21 protein-coding genes and 3 tRNA genes are annotated in these 24,845 nt (G+C 67.1%); 11 read left to right on the plus strand and 13 right to left on the minus strand.

Annotated features, from left to right (window positions below; all coding sequences use genetic code 11):
- Positions 1–68 precede the first annotated feature (68 nt).
- Genes N4S67_RS22870 through N4S67_RS22880 form a run of 3 tightly spaced genes read right to left on the minus strand, consistent with a single transcriptional unit; the run spans position 69 to position 3,320 of the window.
- Positions 69–548, minus strand: coding sequence for a nitroreductase family deazaflavin-dependent oxidoreductase (locus N4S67_RS22870; protein ID WP_260995333.1), 480 nt, complete (start codon positions 546–548; stop codon positions 69–71).
- Entirely contained in the window at positions 548–1,054 is a 507-nt protein-coding gene (locus tag N4S67_RS22875; RefSeq protein ID WP_260995334.1) for a pyridoxamine 5'-phosphate oxidase family protein, read from the minus strand. The genes N4S67_RS22870 and N4S67_RS22875 overlap by 1 nt, the downstream gene beginning before the upstream one ends.
- Positions 1,055–1,067: 13 nt before the next feature.
- Positions 1,068–3,320 carry a molybdopterin-dependent oxidoreductase gene (locus tag N4S67_RS22880; protein WP_260995335.1) on the minus strand — a complete coding sequence of 751 codons (2,253 nt, stop codon included), beginning with the start codon at positions 3,318–3,320 and terminating at the stop codon, positions 1,068–1,070.
- Between the two features lie 141 nt (positions 3,321–3,461).
- On the opposite strand from N4S67_RS22880, the gene N4S67_RS22885 reads away from it, so the two are divergent.
- Entirely contained in the window at positions 3,462–4,052 is a 591-nt protein-coding gene (locus N4S67_RS22885) for a TetR/AcrR family transcriptional regulator (protein WP_260995336.1), read from the plus strand.
- Here the strand turns inward: N4S67_RS22885 and N4S67_RS22890 are convergent.
- Entirely contained in the window at positions 4,049–5,239 is a 1,191-nt protein-coding gene (locus tag N4S67_RS22890; protein WP_260995337.1) for a DUF7373 family lipoprotein, read from the minus strand. The two genes, N4S67_RS22885 and N4S67_RS22890, sit on opposite strands and share 4 nt — an antisense overlap.
- A 143-nt stretch (positions 5,240–5,382) precedes the next feature.
- A tRNA-Leu gene (locus N4S67_RS22895) sits at positions 5,383–5,465 on the minus strand.
- A gap of 221 nt (positions 5,466–5,686) precedes the next feature.
- On the opposite strand from N4S67_RS22895, the gene N4S67_RS22900 reads away from it, so the two are divergent.
- From N4S67_RS22900 to pknB, 7 genes are all read left to right on the plus strand, one after another.
- Positions 5,687–7,126, plus strand: a complete 1,440-nt coding sequence (locus N4S67_RS22900) for an FhaA domain-containing protein (protein ID WP_260995338.1) — start codon at positions 5,687–5,689, stop codon at positions 7,124–7,126.
- Positions 7,127–7,263: 137 nt separating this feature from the next.
- A complete protein-coding gene (locus N4S67_RS22905) occupies positions 7,264–7,731 on the plus strand; it encodes an FHA domain-containing protein FhaB/FipA (protein WP_260995339.1) in 468 nt (155 codons plus the stop codon).
- Entirely contained in the window at positions 7,728–9,281 is a 1,554-nt protein-coding gene (locus tag N4S67_RS22910; protein ID WP_260995340.1) for a PP2C family protein-serine/threonine phosphatase, read from the plus strand. Before N4S67_RS22905 ends, N4S67_RS22910 begins: the two co-directional genes overlap by 4 nt.
- 22 nt (positions 9,282–9,303) lie before the next feature.
- Positions 9,304–10,716, plus strand: a complete 1,413-nt coding sequence (locus N4S67_RS22915) for an FtsW/RodA/SpoVE family cell cycle protein (protein ID WP_260995341.1) — start codon at positions 9,304–9,306, stop codon at positions 10,714–10,716.
- On the plus strand, positions 10,713–12,188 hold the full coding sequence (gene pbpA / locus N4S67_RS22920) for a D,D-transpeptidase PbpA (protein ID WP_260995342.1): 1,476 nt from the start codon (positions 10,713–10,715) through the stop codon (positions 12,186–12,188). The genes N4S67_RS22915 and pbpA overlap by 4 nt, the downstream gene beginning before the upstream one ends.
- Positions 12,185–13,537, plus strand: a complete 1,353-nt coding sequence (locus N4S67_RS22925) for a serine/threonine-protein kinase (RefSeq protein ID WP_260995343.1) — start codon at positions 12,185–12,187, stop codon at positions 13,535–13,537. The genes pbpA and N4S67_RS22925 overlap by 4 nt, the downstream gene beginning before the upstream one ends.
- On the plus strand, positions 13,534–15,408 hold the full coding sequence (gene pknB / locus N4S67_RS22930; RefSeq protein WP_260995344.1) for a Stk1 family PASTA domain-containing Ser/Thr kinase: 1,875 nt from the start codon (positions 13,534–13,536) through the stop codon (positions 15,406–15,408). Before N4S67_RS22925 ends, pknB begins: the two co-directional genes overlap by 4 nt.
- On the opposite strand, the gene N4S67_RS22935 is transcribed toward pknB, so the two are convergent.
- Both N4S67_RS22935 and N4S67_RS22940 read right to left on the minus strand, forming a co-directional pair.
- Positions 15,386–16,060, minus strand: coding sequence for an aminodeoxychorismate/anthranilate synthase component II (locus N4S67_RS22935; RefSeq protein ID WP_260995345.1), 675 nt, complete (start codon positions 16,058–16,060; stop codon positions 15,386–15,388). The two genes, pknB and N4S67_RS22935, sit on opposite strands and share 23 nt — an antisense overlap.
- 22 nt (positions 16,061–16,082) lie before the next feature.
- Positions 16,083–16,832 (minus strand): DUF881 domain-containing protein, encoded by a 750-nt coding sequence (locus N4S67_RS22940; protein ID WP_260995346.1) that lies wholly within the window; start codon positions 16,830–16,832, stop codon positions 16,083–16,085.
- Positions 16,833–16,905: 73 nt separating this feature from the next.
- On the opposite strand from N4S67_RS22940, the gene crgA reads away from it, so the two are divergent.
- Positions 16,906–17,169 carry a cell division protein CrgA gene (gene crgA / locus N4S67_RS22945; RefSeq protein WP_260995347.1) on the plus strand — a complete coding sequence of 88 codons (264 nt, stop codon included), beginning with the start codon at positions 16,906–16,908 and terminating at the stop codon, positions 17,167–17,169.
- 155 nt (positions 17,170–17,324) lie between these two features.
- Positions 17,325–17,741 (plus strand): PH domain-containing protein, encoded by a 417-nt coding sequence (locus tag N4S67_RS22950; protein ID WP_260995348.1) that lies wholly within the window; start codon positions 17,325–17,327, stop codon positions 17,739–17,741.
- Positions 17,742–17,745: 4 nt separating this feature from the next.
- On the opposite strand, the gene N4S67_RS22955 is transcribed toward N4S67_RS22950, so the two are convergent.
- Positions 17,746–18,273 (minus strand): peptidylprolyl isomerase, encoded by a 528-nt coding sequence (locus N4S67_RS22955; RefSeq protein ID WP_260995349.1) that lies wholly within the window; start codon positions 18,271–18,273, stop codon positions 17,746–17,748.
- A 107-nt stretch (positions 18,274–18,380) separates the two neighbouring features.
- Here N4S67_RS22955 and cwsA point away from each other — a divergent pair, with 107 nt between their 5' ends.
- Positions 18,381–18,800 (plus strand): cell wall synthesis protein CwsA, encoded by a 420-nt coding sequence (gene cwsA, locus N4S67_RS22960; RefSeq protein ID WP_260995350.1) that lies wholly within the window; start codon positions 18,381–18,383, stop codon positions 18,798–18,800.
- Between the two features lie 39 nt (positions 18,801–18,839).
- On the opposite strand, the gene N4S67_RS22965 is transcribed toward cwsA, so the two are convergent.
- The 5 genes from N4S67_RS22965 to gyrB all read right to left on the minus strand — a co-directional run bounded on the left by N4S67_RS22965 (position 18,840) and on the right by gyrB (position 24,693).
- Positions 18,840–18,912: transfer RNA gene (locus N4S67_RS22965), tRNA-Ala, on the minus strand.
- A 133-nt stretch (positions 18,913–19,045) separates the two neighbouring features.
- Positions 19,046–19,119, minus strand: a tRNA-Ile gene (locus tag N4S67_RS22970).
- A 68-nt stretch (positions 19,120–19,187) separates the two neighbouring features.
- Entirely contained in the window at positions 19,188–20,093 is a 906-nt protein-coding gene (locus N4S67_RS22975) for a DUF3566 domain-containing protein (protein WP_260995351.1), read from the minus strand.
- 29 nt (positions 20,094–20,122) lie between these two features.
- Entirely contained in the window at positions 20,123–22,630 is a 2,508-nt protein-coding gene (gyrA, locus tag N4S67_RS22980; protein WP_260995352.1) for a DNA gyrase subunit A, read from the minus strand.
- A 35-nt stretch (positions 22,631–22,665) separates the two neighbouring features.
- Complete coding sequence (gene gyrB / locus N4S67_RS22985) at positions 22,666–24,693, minus strand: DNA topoisomerase (ATP-hydrolyzing) subunit B (RefSeq protein WP_260995353.1); 2,028 nt, start codon at positions 24,691–24,693, stop codon at positions 22,666–22,668.
- Positions 24,694–24,845: the final 152 nt, after the last annotated feature.

Consider the following 24,845-nt stretch of genomic DNA (forward strand, 5'->3'; position numbering starts at 1 on the left):
CCTGTTACGTCGGCTACCCGGGTGCACGGGGGTAGGGAACGCGATGTGAGATAAGTCCCAATTGCGCCTCAGCGCGGCTGGAGCACCACGACCGGGATCTCGCGGTCCGCCCAACTCTGATACGTGTCGAAGTCGGCGTAGGCGTCCACCAGCTTCGGCCATAACCTGGCTTTTTCCTCTGCCGATGCGGTCACGGCGCGCACCGGTTTGCGCTGGGTGCCGATTTCGATGTGCACATCAGGGTTGGCCACCAGATTGCGGTACCACTGCGGGTCGGTATCGCGCCCGCCCTGCGACGCCACAACGATCACGTCGTCTCCGTCGGTGATGTAGACCAGCGGCGAGACGAACTTCTTGCCGGACTTGCGGCCGGTGTGTTCCAGCAACAGCGTCGGTACGGGTTTCTTGAAACCGGCGCCGACGCGCCAGGTCTTGCCGATTTTTCCGCCGGACCTGCGATACACCCACACATGGGCTTTGCCCGCATACTTCATCACGGTCGTCACAAACGGCGAATTGAGTTGCGCCGGTTTCTTGCTCGGGTCCATCACTTGTCCTCGAGGTACTGTGCGGTGCTGCCGCCGACGGGCATGGCGGGCATTCCGAGTTTGCGGTGGTCCCAGCTGCGCATCCGCTGCGGCACGACGCGCACGCAGATCCGGTTGTGCATCATCTGGTCGACGAACGGGCGCATCTCATCGGTGTAAGGGCCGGTGTAGCGCTCCCACACACTAATGCCGACCCGCAGGTTGGTGTCGGGGTCGTCGATGATCTCGGCCTGGCCGTCGATCGACACGCCACGGAGCGTGTCGTAGGAGTGCCCGTCCTCGATCATCACGGTGATCGTCGGGTCGCGGCGCAGGTTGACGGCCTTCTGCGACTTGGCTTTCGTCTCGAACCAGATCTCTCCGTCGACGACCGCGTACCACATCGCGACCAGGTGCGGCCTGCCGTCGGGAAGCACCGTGGCCATGGTCGCGGTCCTGCTGCGCTCGATGAATTCGGCGATCTCGTCGTCCGACATGACGATCTTCGCGCGTTCGTTCTTGCCCACGGTTCGAATACTGTCAGGTCGCCGCGGCGCTGACCGTCACCGGGATGCCGTTGAGCGCGCCGTTTCCGGACGGTTCGTCGATGAACGTCGGCGGCGAAAGGATGTTGGTGTTCACGCCGGGTGCGCCGTTGGCGACGGCCATCCGGGTGCCCGGTTTGCCGTGGCCCCAGCCATGCGGCATGGACACCACGCCCGGCATGATCGCGTCGGTCACCTCGACAGACACGTCGATGCGACCGCCTGACGACACGACCGTCACGATGTCGCCGGTGACCACGCCGCGCTTGGTTGCGTCGTCGCGGTGCATCAGCAGTGTGCATCGGTCCCGGCCTCTCATCAGCGGGGCGACGTTGTGCAGCCAGGAGTTGTTGCTGCGCAGATGCCGCCGGCTGACCAGCACAAGCTCGTCGGGCGCGCGGTCGAGACGCTCGGCAAGCCGCGGCAGGTCGTCGAGCAGGTACTGCGGCGTCAGCCTGATCTTCTTGTCGGCGGTGCCCAGCACCTCGGGCACCCGCGGCACCATCTGCCCGAAGTTGATGCCGTTCGGATGCTCTTTCAGTTTCGTCAGGCTGAGACCGTCAGGGTTCTCCCCGTAGCGGTCGCCGAAGGGGCCGGTGCGCAGGGTGAGGTCGAGGATGCGTTCGGGGCCGCCGCACTGGTAGTGCTTGCGGATCTGCGCGCCGTCGAGGCCTTGGGTGAAGGCCATGTAGTCGAAGAACCCGTCGTCGAACGCGGCGACGTCGACATCCTCGGCGGGGGTTCCGGTGCACAACCCGGTGAGCCGGATGAGGATCTCCCACTCGTGCGGCCGGTCGGGGTCATCGGGCGCGAACACCGGCGCCGAGTAGTTCGCGATGCTGTTGATGGCGAAGTTGAGGATCAGGTCGTCGTGATGCGGCTGCTCGAGCGGCGAGAGGCCAGGCAGGATCACATCGGCATGTCGGGTGGTCTCGTTGAGCCAGAGGTCGACCGCGATCATCGCGTCGAGGTCCGGGAGCACTTCGTCGAGCCGGTGACCGGCCGGCGTCGACAGCACAGGGTTGCCCGCCACGGTGATCAACGCTTTGATCTGGCCCTCGCCCGGCGTCGCGATCTCCTCTGCCAGGCATGACACCGGTACCTGTCCGAGCACTTCCTTGGCGCCGCGCACGCGGGTGCGGAACCGGCCGAACTCGGGCGCCCCGTCCTCGAGTCCGGGGAGCGGCTGCACAGTCACCGACCACGCCGCCGCACGCGGGAACATCGCACCGCCCGCGGTGTCGAAATGCCCGGTGAGGATGTTGACGACGTCGACCAGCCAGCTCGCCAAGCTGCCGAACTCTTGATTGCACAACCCGATTCGGCCGTAGACGACGGCACGCTCGGTGCGCGCGAGTTCGCGCGCCAATTCGCGGATGCGGTCCGCGGCAACGCCCGTGACCGGTGCGACGCGTTCGGGCGACCACTCGGCGGCCACCATTCGCATACGGTCAAGCCCGTCGACGTACGGTGCCACCTCGCCGAGACTGACCAGCTCCTCGGCGAACAGCGTGTGCGTGACGGCCAGTAGTAGCGCCGCGTCGGTGCCGGGGGTGATCGGCAGCCATTCGTCGGCGCGGGCTGCGGTCGCGGTGCGCACTGGGTCGACCACAATTACTCTGCCGCGCTTGCGAATTCCGTCGATTATGCCCATCACGTCGGGCGCCGCCAGCAGGGAGCCCTGCGACGCAGCGGGGTTCGCGCCCATCACCACGAGCAGGTCGGTGCGCTCGATGTCGGGCACCGGAAAGGTCCACCACCCGCCGTACATCAGGTGCGACGACAGGTTCTTCGGCCACTGGTCGACGGTGCCGGGCGAGTAGGACAGCGGAATTCCCGACATGCCGAGCAGCACGCCGGTGTAGCGGCCCAGAGAGAACGAGTGCGCGAGTGGATTGCCGGTGTAGCACGTCACGGCGCTGATGCCGTACTTGTCGATCACCGGGGCCAGCAGTTCGGTGCACCGCCGGAATGCGGCGCTCCAACTGACCTCCTGCCACTGCCCGTCGACCTTGATCATCGGGCGCCGGATACGGTCCGGGTCCTCGTGCACGGCGCCCAAGGTGGCGCCCTTCGGGCAGATGTGGCCGCGGCTCCAGGTGTCGTCTCGGTTGCCGCGGATACCGGCAACCCGCCCGCGCTCGACCTGAATCTCCAACCCGCACATGGCCTCACAGAGTGGGCAGGTGTAGAGGTGTCGACCGTCCTCGCCGGTGGCGGCCAGCGGAAGGTTTACTCCGGCAGTCATGACGCTCCTCGCCTGCTTTCGCCGAAATGGAATTCCGGGCTACGAAGCGGGCTGCTTGATAGCCGGGAATTCCATTTCGGCGCGGTCGGGTCGTGTTGTTGTGACAGACTGTAACGACAAACCGACGACCGGAGACGCGAATTGGCGGATACCGCGGCACGGCCTCACCGCCGCCAGGGCTCGCGCCGCGATCCCTCGATCGACACCGACGTGTTGGCCGCCGCACGGCGGCTACTGATCGATCGCGGCTACGCGGCGACCAGCATCGACCTCATCGCGACGACGGCGGGGGTCAGCCGCCCCGCGGTCTACCGCCGCTGGAGTTCCAAGGCGCACCTGGTGCACGAGGCGTTGTTCCCCGACCTCGGCCCCGAACCACCAGCCGACGACTTCGCCGCGGAGATCACCCGGCTGTGCCACGGCGCCATGCGCATGTACGGCGATGCCGCGGTGCGTGAGGCAATTCCCGGTCTGCTCAACGATTTACGGGCCGACCGAAAGATGCGTCGGCTGCTCAGCGATCGCCTCGAGGCCACCGCCCGCAGTCAACTCGCAGCCAGGATCGACGGCGCGGTCGCCGACGGCGTCGCGCGCGCAGGCGTCAACGCCGACACGATCATGGACGTCATCGCCGGCGGCGCCTGGTATGCGGTCTGCGTGCGCCGCGTCAAGGACACCGACACCGCGGCCCGCAGGCTCAGCGAGCTGGTGCTGCGGGGCGTGCTGGCCTAGCCGCTGGTCAGCACGGCGTACTGCGCGGCGACCAGCTGCTGGGTGTCCAGCAGTTCCTTGCCGCTGACCTCGATCGCATAGCGGTCGACCGTCGCCAGGCAGTAGAACGCCCCGTCCTTGAGGCGCAGGCACCGGCTGTCCGGCATGTTGCGCACCGCGTTGGCCGGCTGCGACGTCGGCTGCAGTTCAGCGAAGAAGCCGTCGACGACGCCGGTCGCCCCTTCGGCGTTCTCGGCTTCGTAGATGTTGGTCTTCGCCATCGCGACCAGGTCGGTGCCCGTGTCGGCGAACAACTTCGACGAGCGCGCCGGATCGGACTGGAAGTGCAGGGCGCCGCGCTGTTCGTACGTCGTGTACTGCGTACCCGCCAGGTCGCGCGGCTCGACCGGAACCGTGCGGGCCAACAACCCCGTCGGGTCGACGGAGATGTCGGCGAACTCGGCGGGATCGGTTGCGCGGAAGTTGTCGATCTCCGGGCCTTGCAGGTCGAGCGTCTTGGCCACCAGCGCGGTCGCTCCGTCGACGCTCTCGGTGGACTGCGCCAACTGCATGAAAACGTAAGAGCCGTGAGCGGTGAAGGCGCGCACCGCGTTCCACCGCCCGGCATCGCGATCGATCATGACGAAGCTGTTGGCTTGCGCGTCGTCGTGGCCGGGAATCTGGACCTTCTGCGCCGGACCGTCGGCGCCCTGCTGCTTCAACGCGCTCTCGCCGAGTTCGGTCGCCGCGTCCTTGGCCGCGGTCTCGTCGGGAAACCGCAGCACTGCGGTCATCAGCAGCTTTTTGTTCGCTTCGGTGCGCGCGGAGGTGAAGCCGTTGACGAAGTTGTGCTTGCCCGCCACCGCCGCGAGCTCGCTGGGCCCGATCAGGGTCATCGCCTGGGCGGAGTCGAGCACCAGCGCGCCGAAGCCGAACCACCCGGTGACCGCCGGATCGACTTCCCACGGGCCGATCACGTGGTTGGCCATGCGCTGGGCCTCGATGACGACCCCGCGCGCCGGGTCGCCTGCGACGCCGAGCGGCTGGGCCGGTTTCGTCGAATAGGGGCCGGTGTCGAGCGAGTTGACGTCGATGGTCGGCTGCGGCGGGGCGCTGGTGTCCTTGACCGCTGAGCCTTCGGTCGTCGAGCTGCACGCCGCTGCAGGCAGCACCACCGCGAGAACGAATGCAAGAAATGCGCGCCGCATTCGCAGAAAACTACCGTGCGTCAACGCCGCAACGTCGGCCCCGTGCCGAACGGGCTTACCGGCGACCTCCGAAAAAGGAAAACGTCACGATCTTTGTGCAGATCGCGACGTCACGCGCATTCGGCGCCGAACCGAAGTGATTGTGGGCGAAGGGGGACTTGAACCCCCACGTCCCGAAGGACACTGGCACCTGAAGCCAGCGCGTCTGCCATTCCGCCACTCGCCCCAACAACCGGGGGAGCCTATCACGCACGGCGGCCCACTCCCCAACCGCACCGATCACGCTAATGCCTGCTTGATCGGCCAATCGGATTCTCAGAATTCTGTTGGTCCCGCACGACTGTGCTGGGCCGATACCATGCAAGGAAGTATTGCGGCCAGACGACACGCGGCGGCGGGCCGACCGGAGCACGACGAAGGACAACGACGAGTGAGGCGGGCGGTGACATGGGTCTAGTCGACCGCATCGAACGCAAACTCGAATCGACCGTCGGGGACGCTTTCGCGCGGGTCTTCGGTGGATCGATTGTCCCGCAAGAGGTCGAAGCCATGCTGCGTCGCGAAGCCGACACCGGAGCGCGTGAACTGCACGGCGGCCGGGTTTTGGCCCCAAACGACTACGTCATTACCCTCAGTGTGCCTGACTATCAGAAGGTGAGCGCCGACCCGGACCTCACATCAGCGACGTTTGCCAAGCACCTGGAGGGATACATCCGTGAGCAGGGGTGGCAAACGTACGGTGATGTGGTCGTCAGGTTCGAGCAGTCACCCCAACTGCATACCGGACAGTTTCGCGCGCGTGGCGCGGTCAACCCCGACTCGACCACGGACGAACCCGCCCCACCACCTCGAGCACTCTCGTCCAACGCAGAACCAGGAGTACAAGCGATGAGCGACAATCCCAGCTACCGGCCCGGTCAGGGGCAGGGGCGGCCGGCCGACGAATACTACGACGACCGCTACGGTCGCCAGCCCGATGACCGCGGGCCGGACCCGCGGGCCCCGTATCCCCCGCCAGACCAGGGCGGTTACCCGCCGCAGGGGGAGGCCTATCCCCCACGGCCGGGCGGCTACCCCGAGCAGGGTGGCGGCTATCCCGACCAGGGTGGCTACCCCGACCAGGGCTACCCGCCGCCGGGCTACGAGCAGCGTCCGCCCGCGGGGGGCTACGGACCGCCGGCCGGCGGCGGCTACCCGGACCAGGGCGGCTACCGCCAGCCGCCTGCCGGTTACGGACCCCCTCCAGGCGGTGGGCAGCCGGGGTACGGCGCGCCGGCCGGCGACTATGACTACGGCCGTCCGCCGGGGCGTCCCGACGACGGCGGATACGGCAGGCCCGAACCGCGGCCCGCATACCCGGATCAAGGCGGCTACCCCGATCAGGGCGGCTATCCGGACCAGGGCGGCTACAGCGGGCAGGCGTACGGCCGTCAGGACTACGCGCAGCCCGAGTACGGCCGCTACGCAGACGCGCCCGCGCCCGCCGCGGGCGGATACGCCGAGCCCGGCTACGCCGAACCCGCAGGCGCCTACGACTACCAGTCCGGTGGACAGGGCGCCGGCTACGGCGGTTACGGCCAGGGCGACTACGCGGCCGGCGGCGCCACCGTCACGCTGCAGCTGGACGACGGTAGCGGTCGCACCTATCAGTTGCGTGAGGGTGCGAACGTGATCGGCCGCGGCCAGGACGCGCAGTTCCGGTTGCCCGACACCGGGGTGTCGCGACGTCACCTGGAGATCCGGTGGGACGGCCAGATCGCGCTGCTGTCGGACCTCAACTCGACCAACGGCACCACGGTCAACAACGCACCGGTACAGGAGTGGCAGCTGGCTGACGGGGACGTGATCCGGCTGGGTCACTCGGAGATCATCGTCCGCGTGCACTGAGTTCGGAGGTCTCGGGCTGATCAAGCCTGCTGGCTTCGCCATCATGTCGATGGCGGCCCAAGTATCGTGACGCCGAAGGTGGCACGCTGAAGGGTGTTGTCGCGACTGGTACGGGACGGGGACGGAGAGGACGTCAGATGCAGGGGTTGGTTCTGCAGCTGACGCGCGTCGGTTTCCTGCTGCTCCTCTGGCTGTTCATCTGGTCGGTCCTCCGCATCCTGCGCACCGACATCTACGCGCCCACCGGCGCCGTCATGGTCCGCCGTGGCCTGCCGCTGCGCGGATCGCTGCTGCCGAAGCGAGGGGGTCGAAACGTCGTACGCCAGCTCGTCGTCACCGAAGGCGCTCTCAAGGGCACCCGGATCACGCTGGGCAGCCAGCCGGTGTTGATCGGCCGCGCCGACGATTCGACCTTGGTGCTGACCGACGATTACGCCTCGACGCGGCACGCCAGGCTGTCGCCTCGGGGTCCGGAATGGTACGTCGAAGACCTAGGATCGACCAACGGCACATACCTCGACAGGGCAAAGGTGACGACGGCGGTACGGGTTCCGATGGGCACGCCGGTTCGGATCGGCAAAACGGTAATCGAGCTGCGCCCGTGACGCTCGTGCTCCGATACGCTGCGCGCAGCGACCGCGGCCTGGTTCGCGCCAACAACGAGGACTCGGTCTACGCGGGGGCGCGGCTCCTCGCGCTCGCCGACGGCATGGGCGGTCATGCGGCCGGTGAGGTGGCCTCGCAGCTGGTGATCGCGGCACTTGCCCACCTTGACGACGACGAGCCCGGCGGCGATCTGCTGAGCAAGCTCGATTCCGCGGTCCGGGAGGGGAACTCGGCGATCGCGGCGCACGTCGAAGCCGACCCCGAGCTCGATGGCATGGGCACGACGCTGACCGCAATCCTGTTCGCGGGCAATCGACTTGGCCTGGTGCACATCGGTGACTCCCGCGGCTACCTGTTGCGCGACGGCGAGCTCACTCAGATCACCAAGGACGACACCTTCGTGCAGACACTTGTCGACGAAGGCCGCATCACGGCCGAGGAGGCGCACAGCCACCCGCAGCGTTCGCTGATCATGCGGGCGTTGACCGGACACGAGGTCGAACCCACGCTGATCATGCGCGAGGCTCGGGCCGGCGACCGTTATCTGCTGTGCTCCGACGGTCTGTCCGATCCGGTCAGCCACGACACCATCCTCGAAGCGCTGCAGATCAAGGATGTAGCCGAGAGCGCAGACCGGCTCATCGAACTGGCGCTGCGTGGCGGCGGACCCGACAACGTCACCGTCGTCGTGGCCGATGTCATCGATTACGACTACGGGCAGACGCAGCCGATCCTCGCGGGCGCGGTCTCCGGAGACGACGACCAAGTGGCGCCGCCGAACACCGCCGCGGGGCGGGCATCGGCGTTCAACCCCCGCCGCAATGAGCCCAAACGCGTTGTGCCGCAACCTGAAGAGCCGCCCCGCCCGCCGCGCTCGCGGCGCAAGATGATCATCGCCGCTGTACTGGTCCTGCTCGTGGTGCTGTCGGGTCTGGCGATCGGCCGCGAGATCGTGCGAAGCAACTACTACGTCACCGCCAACGACGGCGCCGTCGCGATCATGCGGGGGGTGCCGGGGTCCATCCTCGGCTATCCACTCCAAGAGCCATACCGGCAAGGATGTTTGACGGCACATAACGGCCTCAACCTCATCAGCCCGGGGCAGTCGCCGCCGGGTTGCGATCTTTTTCGGGTCGGTGACCTGAAGCAGTCGGAGCGCGCCCAGGTGGACGCCGGCCTGCCGACGGGCTCCGAGGACGAAGCCATCGGTCAGATCAACAAGCTCGCCCAAGACTCACTGCTTCCGTTGTGCCCGAAGGAGTCTCCCGCCCCGCCGCGCCCCACCGGGGTGCCGCACTCGCCGGCGCCGACCAATTCGCCTGGCGTGCCCAACAATCCGAGCGCAACGAGCAGCGCACCACCGGCGCCGGAGACGCCGCGGACGGTCACCCCGTCGGCCTCGCCGACGCCCACACCCGCGCCGCCGCCCGGGTCGCAGCCCCCGGCACCGCCTCCCTCGCCGTCACCGCCCCCGCCCCCGCCGCCCACGGTCACCGCGCTGCCTCCCCCACCGCCGGAGCCGGGCACCAACTGCCGGGAAGCGGCATGACCGACGCTCGCGAGGTCGCCCCATGACGACCCAGCCGCAGTCCCCGGTCGCGGTGATGCCGCCGCTGCCGAACCGACGCAATGCCGAACTGATCCTCCTCGGCTTCGCCACGGCGATCACTGCGCTCGCGCTGCTGCTGGTCGAGGTGAACCAGGACCAGGGGCCGCACTGGGACCTGGCGCAGTACACCGTTGCGTACCTCGCCCTGTTCGCGGGCGCGCACCTGGCCATCCGCCGGTTCGCGCCGTACGCCGACCCGCTCCTTCTGCCCGTGGTCGCGCTGCTGAACGGGTTGGGCCTGGTGATGATTCACCGCCTCGACATCGCCGAAGGCGAACTGACCGCGGATGGACTGGGCGGCACCGCCAACCAGCAGACGCTGTGGACGCTGCTCGGTGTCGTCGGGTTTTCGCTCATCGTGATCTTTCTGCGCGACCATCGTCTGCTCGCGCGGTACGGCTACGTCTGCGGGTTGACCGGGTTGGTGCTGTTGGCGATTCCCGCTGTCCTCCCCCGGTCGATGTCGGAGCAGAACGGCGCCAAGATCTGGATCGAACTGCCGGGCTTCTCCATTCAGCCCGCGGAGTTCTCCAAGATCCTGCTGCTGATCTTCTTTGCGGCCGTCCTGGTGTCCAAGCGCAGCTTGTTCACCAGTGCGGGCAAGCACTTCCTCGGCATGGACCTGCCCCGGCCCCGCGACCTGGCGCCGCTGCTGGCGGCCTGGGTCGCGTCGGTGGGTGTGATGATCTTCGAGAAGGACCTCGGAACCTCGCTGCTGTTGTACGCGTCGTTCCTGGTGCTGCTGTATGTCGCCACCGACCGTTTCAGCTGGGTGGTCATCGGTCTGGCGTTGTTCGCCGCCGGAAGCATTGCGGCGTACCACCTCTTCGGGCATGTCAGGGTGCGGGTGCAGACGTGGCTCGATCCGTTCGCCGACCCCGAGGGCGCCGGCTATCAGATGACGCAGTCGCTGTTCTCGTTCGCCACCGGCGGCATCTTCGGCACCGGCCTGGGCAACGGGCAGCCCGGCACCGTTCCCGCCGCGTCCACCGACTTCATCATCGCCGCGGTCGGTGAGGAACTCGGACTCGTCGGCCTCGCCGCGGTGTTGATGCTGTACACGATCGTCATCATTCGCGGCCTACGCACGGCTATCGCGGTGCGCGACAGCTTCGGCAAGCTGCTGGCCGCCGGGCTGGCCTCGACGCTGGCGATCCAGTTGTTCATCGTCGTCGGCGGCGTGACGAAGCTGATCCCGCTAACCGGGCTGACCACCCCGTGGATGTCCTACGGCGGTTCGTCCCTGCTGGCGAACTACCTGCTGCTGGCGATCCTGGTGCGCATCTCGCACGCCGCGCGCCGCCCGATCGTCACCACGCCGCAGGCCTCGACGCCGCTCGCGGCGGCCGGCACCGAGGTGATCGAGAAGGTATGAACACCTCGCTGCGCCGGATCTCCGTCACGGTCATGGTTCTGATCGTGCTGCTGCTGGCCAACGCCACCCTGACGCAGGTCTTCACCGCCGACGGACTGCGCACCGATCCGCGCAACCAGCGGGTGCTGCTCGACGAGTACTCGCGCCAGCGCGGCCAGATCTCGGCAGGCGGACAGCTTCTGGCCTACTCGGTCTCCACCGACGGACGGTTCCGCTTCCTGCGCGTGTATCCGAATCCGCAGGCCTACGCTCCGGTCACCGGCTTCTACTCCTTGCGCTACTCGTCCTCGGGTCTGGAGCGCGCCGAGGACACCGTTCTCAACGGCTCCGACGAGCGCCTGTTCGGCCGTCGCCTCGCCGACTTCTTCACCGGCCGCGATCCCCGTGGCGGCAACGTCGACACCACGATCAATCCCCAAGTGCAGCAGGCGGCATGGGATGCGATGGAGGACGGTTGCGGCGGGCCGTGCAAGGGCGCCGTGGTGGCCATCGAGCCGTCGACGGGAAAGATCCTCGCGATGGTCTCGGCGCCGTCGTACGACCCGAACCTGTTGGCCACTCACGACACGGAGCAGCAGGGCGTGGCCTGGCAACAGCTGCGCGACGATCCGGAGTCCCCGCTGCTCAACCGGGCGATCTCGGAGACCTATCCTCCGGGCTCGACCTTCAAGGTGATCACCACCGCCGCGGCGCTGCAGCAGGGCGCGAACAGAAACACCCAGCTGACCGCACAGGCGCGAATGCCGTTGCCGGACAGCACAGCAACGCTGGAGAACTTCGGCGGATCGTCGTGCGGTGGCGGTCCGACGGCCTCGCTGCAGGAGGCGTTCTCACGGTCCTGCAACACCGCGTTCGTTGAACTCGGCATCGACACCGGCGCCGACGCGCTGCGGTCCACCGCCGCGGCTTTCGGTCTGGACACCGCTCCCCCGCCCATCCCTCTGCAGGTCGTCGAGTCGACGGTCGGGCCGATCCCCGACGCCGCCGCGTTGGGCATGTCGAGCATCGGGCAGAAAGACGTGGCACTGACACCACTGCAGAACGCGACGGTCGCCGCAACCATCGCGAATAAAGGGGTAGCGATGCGGCCGTACTTGGTCGATAGCCTGAAGGGGCCCGATCTCGCCAACATCAGCTCGACGGCACCGGCCGAAGAGCGACGGGCGGTGCCCCAGCAGGTCGCGGATACAATTACCGACCTGATGGTCGCCGCCGAGCAGGTGACGCAGCAGAAGGGAGCCATCGCCGGCGTGCAGATCGCATCGAAGACCGGCACAGCGGAGCACGGCACCGACCCCCGAAACACCCCTCCGCATGCCTGGTACATCGCCTTCGCTCCGGCTCAGGCCCCCAAGGTCGCCGTTGCCGTCCTGGTCGAGAACGGCGGTGACCGGCTCAACGCGACCGGCGGCGCACTGGCGGCGCCGATCGGCAGGGCCACGATCGCCGCTGCGCTGAGGGAGGGGTCATGAGCCCGCGCGTGGGAGTGACGCTGTCCGGTCGGTACCGGTTACAGCGGCTGATCGCCACCGGCGGTATGGGCCAGGTGTGGGAAGGCGTCGACTCGCGACTGGGCCGCAGAGTCGCGATCAAGGTCCTCAAGGCCGAGTACTCGGAGGATTCCGAATTCGTCGAGCGGTTCCGCGCCGAGGCACGCACGGTCGCGATGCTCAACCACCCCGGTATCGCCGGGGTGTACGACTACGGCGAGACCGACATGGACGGCGAGGGCCGCACCGCGTACCTGGTCATGGAACTCGTCAACGGCGAACCGCTGAACTCCGTGCTGAAACGCACCGGCAGGCTGTCGCTGCGCCACGCGCTGGACATGCTGGAACAGACCGGCCGAGCCCTGCAGGTCGCGCACACTGCGGGCCTGGTGCACCGCGACGTGAAGCCCGGCAACATCCTGATCACACCGACCGGGCAGGTGAAGCTGACCGACTTCGGCATCGCCAAGGCCGTCGACGCCGCGCCCGTCACTCAGACCGGCATGGTGATGGGCACCGCCCAGTACATCGCGCCCGAGCAGGCGCTCGGTCATGACGCGACCGCGGCCAGCGATGTGTATGCACTAGGAGTGGTTGGCTACGAATCCGTTTCGGGCAAGCGGCCCTTCACCGGCGACGGCGCGCTGACCGTGGCGATGAAGCACATCAAGGAGACCCCGCCTCCGCTGCCCGCTGATCTGCCGCCCAACGTGCGCGAATTGATCGAGATCACCCTGGTCAAGAATCCGGGTATGCGGTACCGCTCAGGCGGCGCGTTCGCCGACGCCGTGGCGGCGGTGCGCTCCGGCCGACGACCTCCGCGGCCGAACCAGGCGCCGTCGATCGGTCGGGCATCCCCGGCAGCAGTGCCGTCGGCCGCGCAAGCACGCGCCGCCGCCGACATGACCGGTCGCGCCCCGGCAACCGCCGCGCGGGCGGCCAGGCCGATGACGGGCACGCATCGCACTCCCCCGCCGCGCCGCACCTTCTCCTCGGGCCAGCGGGCACTGCTGTGGGCGGCCGGGGTGCTCGGCGCATTGGCGATCGTCATCGCCATCCTGATCGTGCTGAACGCCCAGGACCGCAAGGACCAGCAGGCGCCGCCGCCGACGATCACCAATACGATCACCGAGACGACACCGTTCGAGTCACCGGCCGCGCTCCCGCAAAGGACCCCCGGGACGGGCGGCGACGATCATGGACGGCGAATCGGGGTAACCCCAAGCGACGCGCTTTCGTCGCCTGCAACGGTGCAGGTGGCGTCTGCGCGCTCACAACGAGCGGCTCCAGCAACGGCTCCAGAACAGACATGGCCCCGAATTTCAACATGACCACCCCACAGCACCTGTCCGACCGGTACGAACTCGGTGACATCCTCGGCTTCGGCGGCATGTCCGAGGTTCATCTGGCGCGCGATACGCGACTGCACCGCGACGTCGCCATCAAGGTGCTGCGCGCCGACCTGGCCCGCGACCCCAGCTTCTATCTCCGGTTCCGCCGCGAGGCGCAGAACGCCGCCGCGCTGAACCACCCGGCCATCGTCGCGGTCTACGACACCGGCGAGGCCGAGACGCCCAACGGGCCGCTGCCGTACATCGTGATGGAGTACGTCGAGGGCGTCACGCTGCGTGACATCGTGCACAACGACGGGCCGATGGAGCCGACGCGGGCCATCGAGGTCATCGCCGACGCCTGTCAGGCGCTCAACTTCAGTCATCAGCACGGCATCATCCATCGCGACGTCAAACCGGCCAACATCATGATCAGCAAGGCCGGCGCGGTGAAGGTGATGGACTTCGGCATTGCGCGCGCGCTGGCCGACGCCAACAGTGTCACCCAGACCGCCGCGGTGATCGGCACCGCCCAGTACCTCTCACCGGAGCAGGCCCGCGGCGAGAAGGTCGACGCGCGCTCCGACGTCTACTCGCTCGGTTGTGTGCTCTACGAAATGCTCACCGGGGAGCCCCCTTTCGTCGGGGACTCGCCTGTCGCGGTGGCCTATCAGCACGTCCGCGAGGATCCGGTGCCGCCGTCACAGCGCCACACCGGGCTGTCCCCCGAATTGGACGCGGTCGTGCTCAAGGCGCTGGCCAAGAACCCGGACAACCGATATCAAACCGCCGCTGAGATGCGCTCCGACCTGGTGCGGGTGCACAGTGGCGAACAACCCGATGCGCCAAAGGTATTCACCGACGCCGAGCGCACATCGTTCATGTCGAGTCCGCCGCCGCATCAGCGGACCGAGCCCATCGACCCGGTGGTGCGCCCCGCGCCTGCGTATGCCGAACGCGAGCGCCGCGGCTCGGTGGGCCGGTGGCTCATCGCCGTCGCCGCGCTGGCGGTGCTGACGGTCATCGTGACGGTCGCGATCAACATGTTCGGCGGCAGCACGCGCGACGTGCAGGTGCCCGACGTGCGGGGCCAGGCCTCAGCCGACGCGATCGCGGAGTTGCAGAACCGCGGATTCAAGACCCGCACGCAGCAGCGGCCCGACTCGACGGTCCCGCCCGATCACGTCATCAGCACTGAGCCGGCCGCCGCCACGTCCGTGAGCGCCGGCGACGAGGTCACGCTGAACGTGTCGACCGGCCCCGAGCAGCGTGAGGTCCCCGACGTCAAGAATCTGAGTTTCGCCGAGGCAACGCAGAAGCTCACCGACGCCGGCTTCGAGCGGTTCAGACAGTCGGCGTCGCCGTCGACGCCGGAGTTGAAGGACAAGGTGCTGGCCACCAACCCACCGGCAAACCAGACCTCGGCGATCACCAACGAGATCACCATCATCATGGGCTCGGGACCTGACAGCCGGCCCGTCCCCGACGTGAAGAGTCAGACGGAGGCGCCCGCGCGCCAGATCCTGGCCGCGTCCGGCTTCAACAACGTGGTGTCGGTCCAGGTGGACAGCACGGCCCCCTGCGGTCAGGTGATGGGCACGCTGCCGACCGCCGGGCAGGACTCTGCGGTCGACATTCCGATCCAGCTGCAGCTGTCGGCCTGCAACCAGTTCGTCATGCCGGATCTCACCGGGCAGTTCTGGGTGGACGCCGAACCGCGGCTGCGCACCCTGGGCTGGACCGGCGTCCTCGACAAGGGCGGCGACGTCCAGAACAGCGGGCAGCGCACCAACGCCGTCGTGCGTCAGAACCCGCCTGCAGGTGCCGAAGTCAGTTTCGGCGCCACGATCACGCTGAACTTCGCGTCGTAGCCGCCTGCACGGCGTCGGTGACCTCGTCCTCGAGTCGACGCACCAGCGCCTCTTCGGGCGCGGCGCCGCAGTAACCCAGCCAGTTGGCCAGCATGCGGTGTCCGCCCTCGGTGAGGATCGATTCCGGGTGGAACTGCACGCCGTGGATCGGCAGGTCGGTGTGCCGCACGCCCATGATCACGCCACCCTGCGTGCGGGCGGTGACCTGGAGTTCAGTGGGCACAGTGTCCGGCAGGATGGTCAGCGAGTGGTACCGCGTCGCGGTGAACGGATCGGGAAGCCCTTGCAGGACACCGGAATTGGCGTGATAGACCGTGCTGGTCTTGCCATGGAGCAGCTCGGGGGCACGGTCCACGGTGCCGCCGAACGCCACCCCGATGGCCTGATGTCCGAGGCACACGCCGAGCAGCGGCGTCTCGGCCGCCGCGCACGCGGTGACCAGAGGAATCGACGCACCCGCGCGCTCGGGGGTCCCTGGCCCGGGGCTGAGCAGTACGCCGTCGAACTCCTCGGCCACGCGTGTGACGTCGGCGTCGGTGGCCAGTCGGTCGTCGTCATTGCGCCAGACCTGCGCGTGCACACCCAGCTGGCCCAGGTACTGAACCAGGTTGAACACGAAGCTGTCGTAGTTGTCGACGACCAGAACCTGCATCAGGCCAGGTTACTAGGCGTCATCAGTAGCCCAGCGGGCCCGCGGGCTTGGCGAACCGCATGCGCAGCGGTTCGGAGTGACCGACCAGTTCAAGCGCGCTGCTGGGTTCTTCGGAGTAACCCAACCCGAACCGCTCGACGTACCGCTTGTAGAGCGAGACCAACGGCGACGCGGTGAGCGCGGATTGCATGGCCGCGACGTCGCCGATGGCGGCGATCACGTACGGCGGGCTGTACGTGCGCCCGTTGAGCAGCAGCGTGTTGCCGACGCAGCGTGGCGCCGAGGTTCCGATGATCCGTTGGTCCTGCATCTGAATGCCTTCTGCGCCCGCACTCCACAGGGCATTGAGGACGGCCTCGATGTCCTGCTGGTGCACGACCAGGTCGTCCGGGGAGGCGTCGCGCGGGAAGCGGCCCTCTGCGTCGCGCTGAGCGTCGTTGAGCGTCACGACGAGGCCCGGCCCGCGGACTGGCTCCATGCCGGCGTTGAGGGCGAGCTGTGCCGACCGTTCGGTGATGGCGGTCAACGCGGCATCGGTGGTGGGGGAGCCGCCGTGATGGCTGTCCATGGTCGCGCTCAACGCGTCGCGCTGAGCGGTGAGCCGGTCCACCGACTGCTGGGTTTCGCGGACCAGGTCGACCAGGCGCGGCGCGTCGCTGCGGCGAATGTCGTCGCCGCCCGAGACGTCGTGTGTGGCGGCGAGGAGCAGCCCGGCCGACAAGCACACCACCGGCACGCCGAAGCGCCACAAAGATTGCCGTTGCTGGTCCATCGGATGCTCTCCTGCCGCGCTGCCTGCGATAGGCTCGCAACTACATCGTCGCACTGAATTGTCGAAGGTACCCATGCCCAAGTCCAAGGTTCGCAAGAAGAACGACTTCACGATCAGCGCCGTGAGCCGCACCCCGGTCAAGGTCAAGGCCGGGCCGTCGAGCACCTGGTTCGTGGTGTTGTTCATCAGCCTGATGCTGATCGGCTTGGTCTGGCTGCTGGTGTTCCAGCTGGCGTCCTCGGCGATTCCGTTTATGGCCGATCTCGGCCCGTGGAACTACGCGATCGCGTTTGCCTTCATGATCACCGGGCTGTTGCTCACGATGCGTTGGCGCTGACCGGGTTTACCCGCGCGATGAATTCAAGTTGTCCTCCGCGCGTTACCCGGCTGGCAACCTCGCGGTCATCGGATCACACGGATGTGATTCATCCCCATTGGGGATAGCACCTGTGGATAACCTCATTAGCAACGGTAAATGGGTGTTGAGCTTCAATGCAGCAAACTGAGTGGAGTCCGCCTGCCGGCGGCATCATCGCGTGCGGCATAGCCGGACTTATCTTGGCTGTCGTCGATGTGACGCTGATCACAGACCCGCCGGGCCGTGTTCTGCTGGGCGTCGCCGCGGCGGGTTTGCTCGCCTTCGCGTTCCTGTCGTGGCGCGCACAGCCGAAACTGGCAATCACCGACGGGGGATTGTTGAGCCGCGGATGGTTCTCCACGACCGTGCTGCGACCCGACGACATCAGGCGGATCCGCATCACCGAGTTCCGACGGATCGCGCGCACAGTGCGGCTACTCGAGATCGACACCGCAGAGGATCACCTGCTGGTGTTCACCCGATGGGACTTGGGCACCGATCCGTTGAACGTTCTGGACGCCCTCACCGCGGCCGGTTACGCCGGCTCCTGAGCCCTCAGGCGATGGTGATCGAGTCGATGACCACCGGATCGGTAGGACGGTCCCGACGGTCGGTCTCGGTCGTGGCGATCGCATCGACCACTTTCTGAGATTCGGGGTCGACGACCTCACCGAAGATCGTGTGCTTGCGGTTCAGGTGCGGCGTCTTGCCCACCGTGATGAAGAACTGCGAGCCGTTGGTGCCCGGGCCCCGGTTGGCCATCGCGAGCAGATACGGCCGGTCGAACTGGAGCTCGGGATGGAACTCGTCGGCGAACTCGTATCCCGGGCCGCCGCTGCCGGTGCCGGCCGGGTCGCCGCCCTGGATCATGAAACCCTCGATGACGCGATGGAAGATCACGCCGTCGTAGAACGGTCCGGACACGCCACCTGAGGCGTTCTCGCTGCTGTAGTCCTTGGTGCCCTGGGCCAGTCCGACGAAGTTGGCCACGGTCTTGGGGGCGTGGTTTCCGAAGAGCGCAATCTTGATGTCACCGCGGTTGGTGTGCAGCGTTGCAGTCGCTGTCTGAATGGGGCTCGTCACGGGAAGTCAGTGTGCCACGCCCGCTTCGGTGCTCAACACCGCACCGCTTCCTCGGCGATGATGGCAGGCTGGTATCGATTCCTTCCCCGGCTGCAGAAGAGGTGTGCATGAGCACAAAGGCGGATCTCCGGTTGTCCCCGAGCCAGCGGCTGGCCCGCGGCCTGAAATACACCGCCGTGGGTCCGGTGGACGTGACCCGCGGCGCCTTGGGGCTCGGCATCGATGGCGCCCAGTCGTCGGCGTCATGGGTGAGCAACCGGTACCGCCGGGGCCGTGTCAGCGATCAGCTGGTCGCGGCGCAAGAGACCATCGCGGCCGAACTGGCCGCTGCGCAGGAAGTCGTGGCGAGTCTTCCCGCGGCGCTGCAGAAGGCTCGCAGTAAGCGGCGGCGCCATCCGCTGGTCGTCATCGCCGCAGGCGTTGTGGTCCTGGCCGGCGGAGCGGCCGCGTTCTCGATCATCCGCCGCTCGATGCAACCGGAGCCGTCACCGCGCCCGCCTAGTGTCGAGGTGACGCCCAAACCGTAAGGCGCAGAGGTGTTTTCGAACACCCGATAACAACAGGAGTGGAGCCTAGGAGAATCGAACTCCTGACATCTACCTTGCAAAGGTAGCGCTCTACCAACTGAGCTAAGGCCCCTTGGGTCAGGCCGGTATGTCGGCCGCCGCGTGCCACACCTCGACGCCGTGGCGCGACCGCCAGACCGCGACGGCGAGGACCGCGGCGATCCCAGCGGAGAGCAGAAGCAACTGCCTCATGTGTGACCCTTCCGTGGGGCTAGGAGGACTCGAACCTCCGACCTCTTCGTTATCAGCGAAGCGCTCTAACCGCCTGAGCTATAGCCCCGTACTGCCTGCATGGCCGAGCGACGAGATTACCGCAATGGTAAGCCGCCACCCAAACCGCTGATGCGTTCAGTCCCGATCCGCGAGCGTGACTTCCACCCCGCCGACGATGTCGGTGGTCAGGTTGTAGATGAACACCCCGATCGTCGCCATCGCCGTGAGTAACACGATGTTGACCAGACCGATCAGCGCTGCGCCGCCGAAGATGGTGCCGCTGGACACCAACTCACCGCCGGTGCTGCCGCTGGCACTGGTCAGCAGGTCGCCGACGTTGCTGTTCAGCTTGCTCCACACACCCATTCCGCCGAGGACCAGGTACAGGAACGCCACGGCGATCATCCAGACGAAGAACAGCGCGACCGACAGCACCAGGGACACCTTCAGCGTGCTCCACGGGTCGATCCGGCGGATCTGCATACTGGCCCGCACCGGGCCGTGCGGACGGGCGCCGACCTGCATGCGTCCGCCGGTTGGCGCCGTCGCGGGCCGGCTCGGCGGCTCCGGGGCCGGACGATCTGGGGTGGCCTTGCGCGGCCTGGGCGTCGGCCCGGACAGGTCGGGCAGCTCACTGGCATACGCCTCGGGCCGCTCGCTGCGCGCGGGCGCCTCCTGCTCGTGGGTGGGCGCTGAACTCCCGGACAGAAAACGGTTCAGCCGCGCATCGACGGCGGGGGAGTGGCCCCCGCCACCGCCGGTCGGGCGCGGTGCCTCACCGCTGGCGCCGCGCGGCGCCTCGGTTCTGGCCGCCGCCTCACTTCTGGTGGGCGGTTCCGGCTCGCGCCTGGTCTGCCCTGCCGCCCGCGCTGCGGGACCGCGCTGCCAAGGCGGGACGTCGCCGGACTCACCGACAGGTCGGCGCGTGGCGGCGTTACCGAGTGAACCGCCGTCGTGGGCCGGCCCCAACCCGGGGACGGAGCCGTTGCCCCCTGGACTGTCACCAGCACGCGGATATCCCGGCTCGTTCGGTGAGCTCACCTACGGCTCCTCACTTCTCCCGAGGCTGACTAGTCCCCGAGGTCCGTATTGACCTCGTCGGTGCTGTCGCCTTCCTCAGCGTTGCGCGCGATGGCAATCAGTGTCGTGCCCTCGCCCAGGTTCATCAACCGAACACCCTTGGTCTGCCGCCCGGCCTTTCGGACTTGGCGCGCCGCGGTCCGGATGACGCCCCCACCCGAGGTGATGGCATACAACTCTGTGTCGTCATCAACGATCAACGCACCAACAAGACTGCCACGGCGCTTGTCGTACTGAATCGTCAGGATCCCTTTGCCGCCGCGGCCCTGCGGGCTGTACTCCTCGATCGCGGTGCGTTTGGCGTAACCGCCGGACGTCGCGACCAGCAGATACGTGTCCGGACGCACCACATTGAGCGACAACAATTCGTCGTCGGTGTTGAACCGCATGCCCTGCACACCGGAGGTTGCGCGTCCCATCGGACGCAGCGCCTCATCGGTTGCTGAGAACCGGATCGACTGGCCCTTGGCCGAGACCAGCAGCAGGTCGTCGTCGGACGAGCAGAGCACCGCGCCGACCAGTTCGTCGCCATCGCGCAGGTTGACCGCCACGATGCCGCCGGAGCGGTTCGAGTCGAAGTCGGTGAGCTTCGACTTCTTCACCAACCCGTTGCGGGTGGCCAGGACCAGATACGGCGCGTCCTCATAGGTCCTGATCTGGATGACCTGGGCGATGCGCTCCTCGGGCTGGAACGCCAGCAGGTTGGCCACATGCTGGCCGCGCGCGGTGCGCGAGGCCTCCGGCAGGTCGTAGGCCTTCGCGCGGTACACCCGCCCCTGCGTGGTGAAGAACAGGATCCAGTCGTGCGTCGAGCACACGAAGAAGTGGTTGACGATGTCGTCCTGCTTGAGGCCGGCGCCCTGCACGCCCTTACCGCCGCGCTTTTGGCTGCGGTACAGGTCGGTCTTGGTGCGTTTGGCGTAGCCGGTCTCGGTGATGGTGACGACGACGTCCTCGCGGGCGATCAGGTCCTCATCGGCGACGTCGCCGTCGGCCGGGATGATCCGGGTGCGACGGTCGTCGCCGTACTTGTCGGCGAGCTCTTTGAGCTCGTCACGCACGATGGCGCGCTGCCGCTCCGGCTTGGCCAGAATGTCCTCGAGGTCGGCGATCTCGGCCTCGATCTTGGCCAGGTCGTCGACGATCTTCTGCCGTTCCAGGGCCGCCAGGCGGCGCAACTGCATGTCGAGGATGGCCTGGGCCTGAATGTCGTCGATATCGAGCAGCTCGATCAACCCCTGCCGCGCCACGTCGACGGTTTCCGACGCCCGGATCAGCGCGATCACTTCGTCGAGCGCGTCGAGCGCCTTGACCAGACCGCGCAGGATGTGGGCGCGCTCGTTGGCCTTGCGCAACCGGTAGGTGGTGCGCCGGACGATCACGTCGAGCTGATGGTTGACGTAGTGGCGGATCAGCTGGTCGAGCCGCAGCGTGCGGGGTACGCCGTCGACGATGGACAGCATGTTCGCGCCGAAACTGGTCTGCAGCTGGGTGTGCTTGTAGAGGTTGTTGAGCACCACCTTGGCCACCGCATCGCGCTTGATCTCGACGACGATGCGCAGGCCCACCCGGTCGCTGCTCTGGTCCTCGATGTTGGCGATGCCGCCCAGCTTGCCGTCGCGGACCTGCTCGGCGATCGAGGTGATGAAGTTGTCGTGGTTGACCTGATACGGCAGTTCGGTGATGACGATGCCGGTGCGGCCGCGGGAGTCTTCCTCGATCTCCACCACGCCGCGCATCCGGATCGACCCGCGGCCGGTGGTGTAAGTGTCGTTGATCCCTTGTGAGCCGACGATCAGACCGTGGGTGGGGAAGTCGGGGCCCTTGACGCGTTCGGTGACGGCGGCCAGTGTCGCCTCTTCGTCGGCGTCGAAATTCTCCAGGCACCAGTACACGGCTTCGGCGAGCTCGCGCAGGTTGTGCGGCGGCATGTTGGTGGCCATGCCGACGGCGATGCCGCCCGAACCGTTCGCCAGCAGGTTGGGGAACCGGCTCGGCAGAACCGTCGGTTCCTGGACGCGACCGTCGTAATTGGGAATGAAATCGACTGTCTCCTCGTCGATTTCACGTAGCATCTCCATAGCCAGGGGCGTGAGACGCGCCTCGGTGTAGCGCATCGCCGCTGGCGGGTCGTTGCCGGGCGAGCCGAAGTTGCCCTGGCCGTCGACCAGGGGGTACCGCAGCGACCAGGGCTGGGCCATCCGGACCAGGGTGTCGTAGATCGACGAGTCGCCGTGCGGGTGGTAGTTGCCCATCGTCTCGGCAACGGAGCGCGCGGATTTCGCATGCCCGCGGTCGGGCCGGAAACCTGAGTCGAACATCGCGTAGAGCACGCGCCGATGCACCGGCTTGAGACCGTCACGCACCTCGGGCAAGGCGCGCCCGACGATGACGCTCATCGCGTAGTCGATGTAGCTTCGCTGCATCTCCTGCTGGATGTCGACCGGCTCGATGCGGTCCCCGGCTTCGTCGCCGGGCGGCAACGTGGTGTCAGTCATTCGATGAGTCCTTGGTTGGGTCGGTGAGCTTCGCGCTAAACATCCAGGAAGCGAACGTCTTTGGCGTTGCGGGTGATGAAGCTTCGACGTGCTTCGACGTCTTCACCCATCAGAATTGAGAACAGTTCGTCGGCCGCCGCCGCATCGTCGAGCGTGATCTGGCGGAGCACCCGCACCGACGGGTCCATGGTGGTCTCCCACAGTTCCTTGGCGTCCATCTCGCCGAGGCCCTTGTAGCGCTGGATGCCGTCTTCGGTGTTGATCTTCTTGCCCGCAGCACGGCCGGTTTCGAGCAGGCCGTCGCGTTCGCGGTCGGAGTAGGCGAACTCCGGTTCGCTGCGCTGCCACTTCAACTTGTACAGCGGCGGCTGGGCCAGGAACACGTGGCCGTTCTCGATCAGCGGCTTCATGAAACGGAACAGCAGCGTCAACAGCAGCGTCGAGATGTGCTGGCCGTCGACGTCGGCGTCGGCCATCAACACGATCTTGTGGTAACGCAGCTTGCTGAGGTCGAACTCGTCGTGGATGCCGGTGCCCAGCGCGGTGATGATCGCCTGGACTTCGGTGTTCTTCAACACGCGGTCGATGCGGGCCTTCTCGACGTTGATGATCTTGCCGCGCAGCGGAAGGATCGCCTGGAACATCGAGTCGCGCCCGCTCTTGGCCGAACCGCCGGCCGAGTCACCCTCCACCACATACAGTTCCGACTTCTTTGGATCGGTGGAGCGGCAGTCGGCCAGCTTGCCCGGCAGCCCGCCGATGTCGGTGGCGCTCTTGCGGCGGACCAGCTCGCGGGCCTTGCGCGCGGCCAGACGGGCCTGCGCTGACGAGACCGCCTTGTTCACAACGGTTTTCGCTTCCGCCGGATTTGCCTCGAGCCAGTGGCCGATCTGTTCGTTGCAAATCTTCTGGACGAACGACTTCACCTCGGTGTTGCCGAGCTTCGTCTTCGTCTGGCCCTCGAACTGCGGCTGGGACACCTTGACCGAAATCACCGCGGCCAGCCCCTCGCGGATGTCCTCACCGCTGAGGTTGGGGTCCTTGTCCTTGAGCAGCTTCTTGTCCTTGGCGTACCTGTTGACCACCGATGTCAGCGCCGCGCGGAAGCCCTCTTCGTGGGTGCCGCCCTCGTGGGTGTTGATGGTGTTGGCGAAGGTGTGCACCGACTCGGAGTAGCCGGCGTTCCACTGCATCGCGATCTCTACCTCGTGGCCCTCGCCCTTGCCGTCGAAGTCGATGACGCTGGGCTGGATAGGCGACTTCGTCCGGTTGATGTGCTTGACGAAATCGACCAGGCCGCCGGGGTAGTGGAACACCCTGTGCTTGACCTTGTGCGGTGCCGCGGCCTCGGCGGCTTTCTCCTCCGCCGACTTCGGCGCCTCGGCGTGATCGCTGACCACGTCGTCGACCACCTCTTCGGGGGTGACCCGCTCATCGGTGAGTTCAATGGTCAATCCCTTGTTGAGGAATGCCATCTCCTGCAGGCGCCGGGCGATCGTCTCGAAGTCGTAGACCGTGGTCTCGAAGATGTCCGGATCCGCCCAGAACCGGATCGTGGTGCCCTTCTTCTTGGTCTTCTGGCCCTGCTTGAGGGTTCCCGGAACCGACCGGTCGTAGGACTGAAACCACTCGTAGCCGTCGGTGCAGATGTCGGCTTCCAGGCGGGTGGACAATGCGTTGACCACCGACACGCCCACACCGTGCAGACCACCGGACACCTGGTAGGCGCCCTGCTCGAACTTGCCGCCGGCGTGCAGAACCGTCATCACGACGTCGACGGTCGGGATGCCGGTCGAGTGCATCGCCACGGGGATGCCGCGGCCGTCGTCGGTGACCTGGACCCCGCCGTCGGCGAGAATCCGGACGTCGACGCGAGTGGCGAAGCCCGCCATCGCCTCGTCGACGGCGTTGTCCACCACCTCCCAGACCAGATGGTGCAGACCGCGCTCGCCCGTGGAGCCGATGTACATGCCCGGCCGTTTCCGGACCGCCTCCAAGCCTTCGAGGACCTTGATCGAATCGGCGCCGTACTCCTTGGGAGCATTCTTCTTCTGGGCAGCCACGTTGGACGCTTCTCCTTGGTCTTTTGCCGGGAGGCTTGCGAGACGGATGAGAGACCGTCTGCGGATCTGCGACCATCCTACCGTCAGAGGCCCACAGCACCGATTCTGAGGCGGCGTTTCTGCACACCTATTTGCGCCGCCTGTGGAATTTC

Origin of the sequence: Mycobacterium deserti (genome assembly GCF_025345615.1) — a bacterium.
Lineage (GTDB): Bacteria > Actinomycetota > Actinomycetes > Mycobacteriales > Mycobacteriaceae > Mycobacterium > Mycobacterium deserti.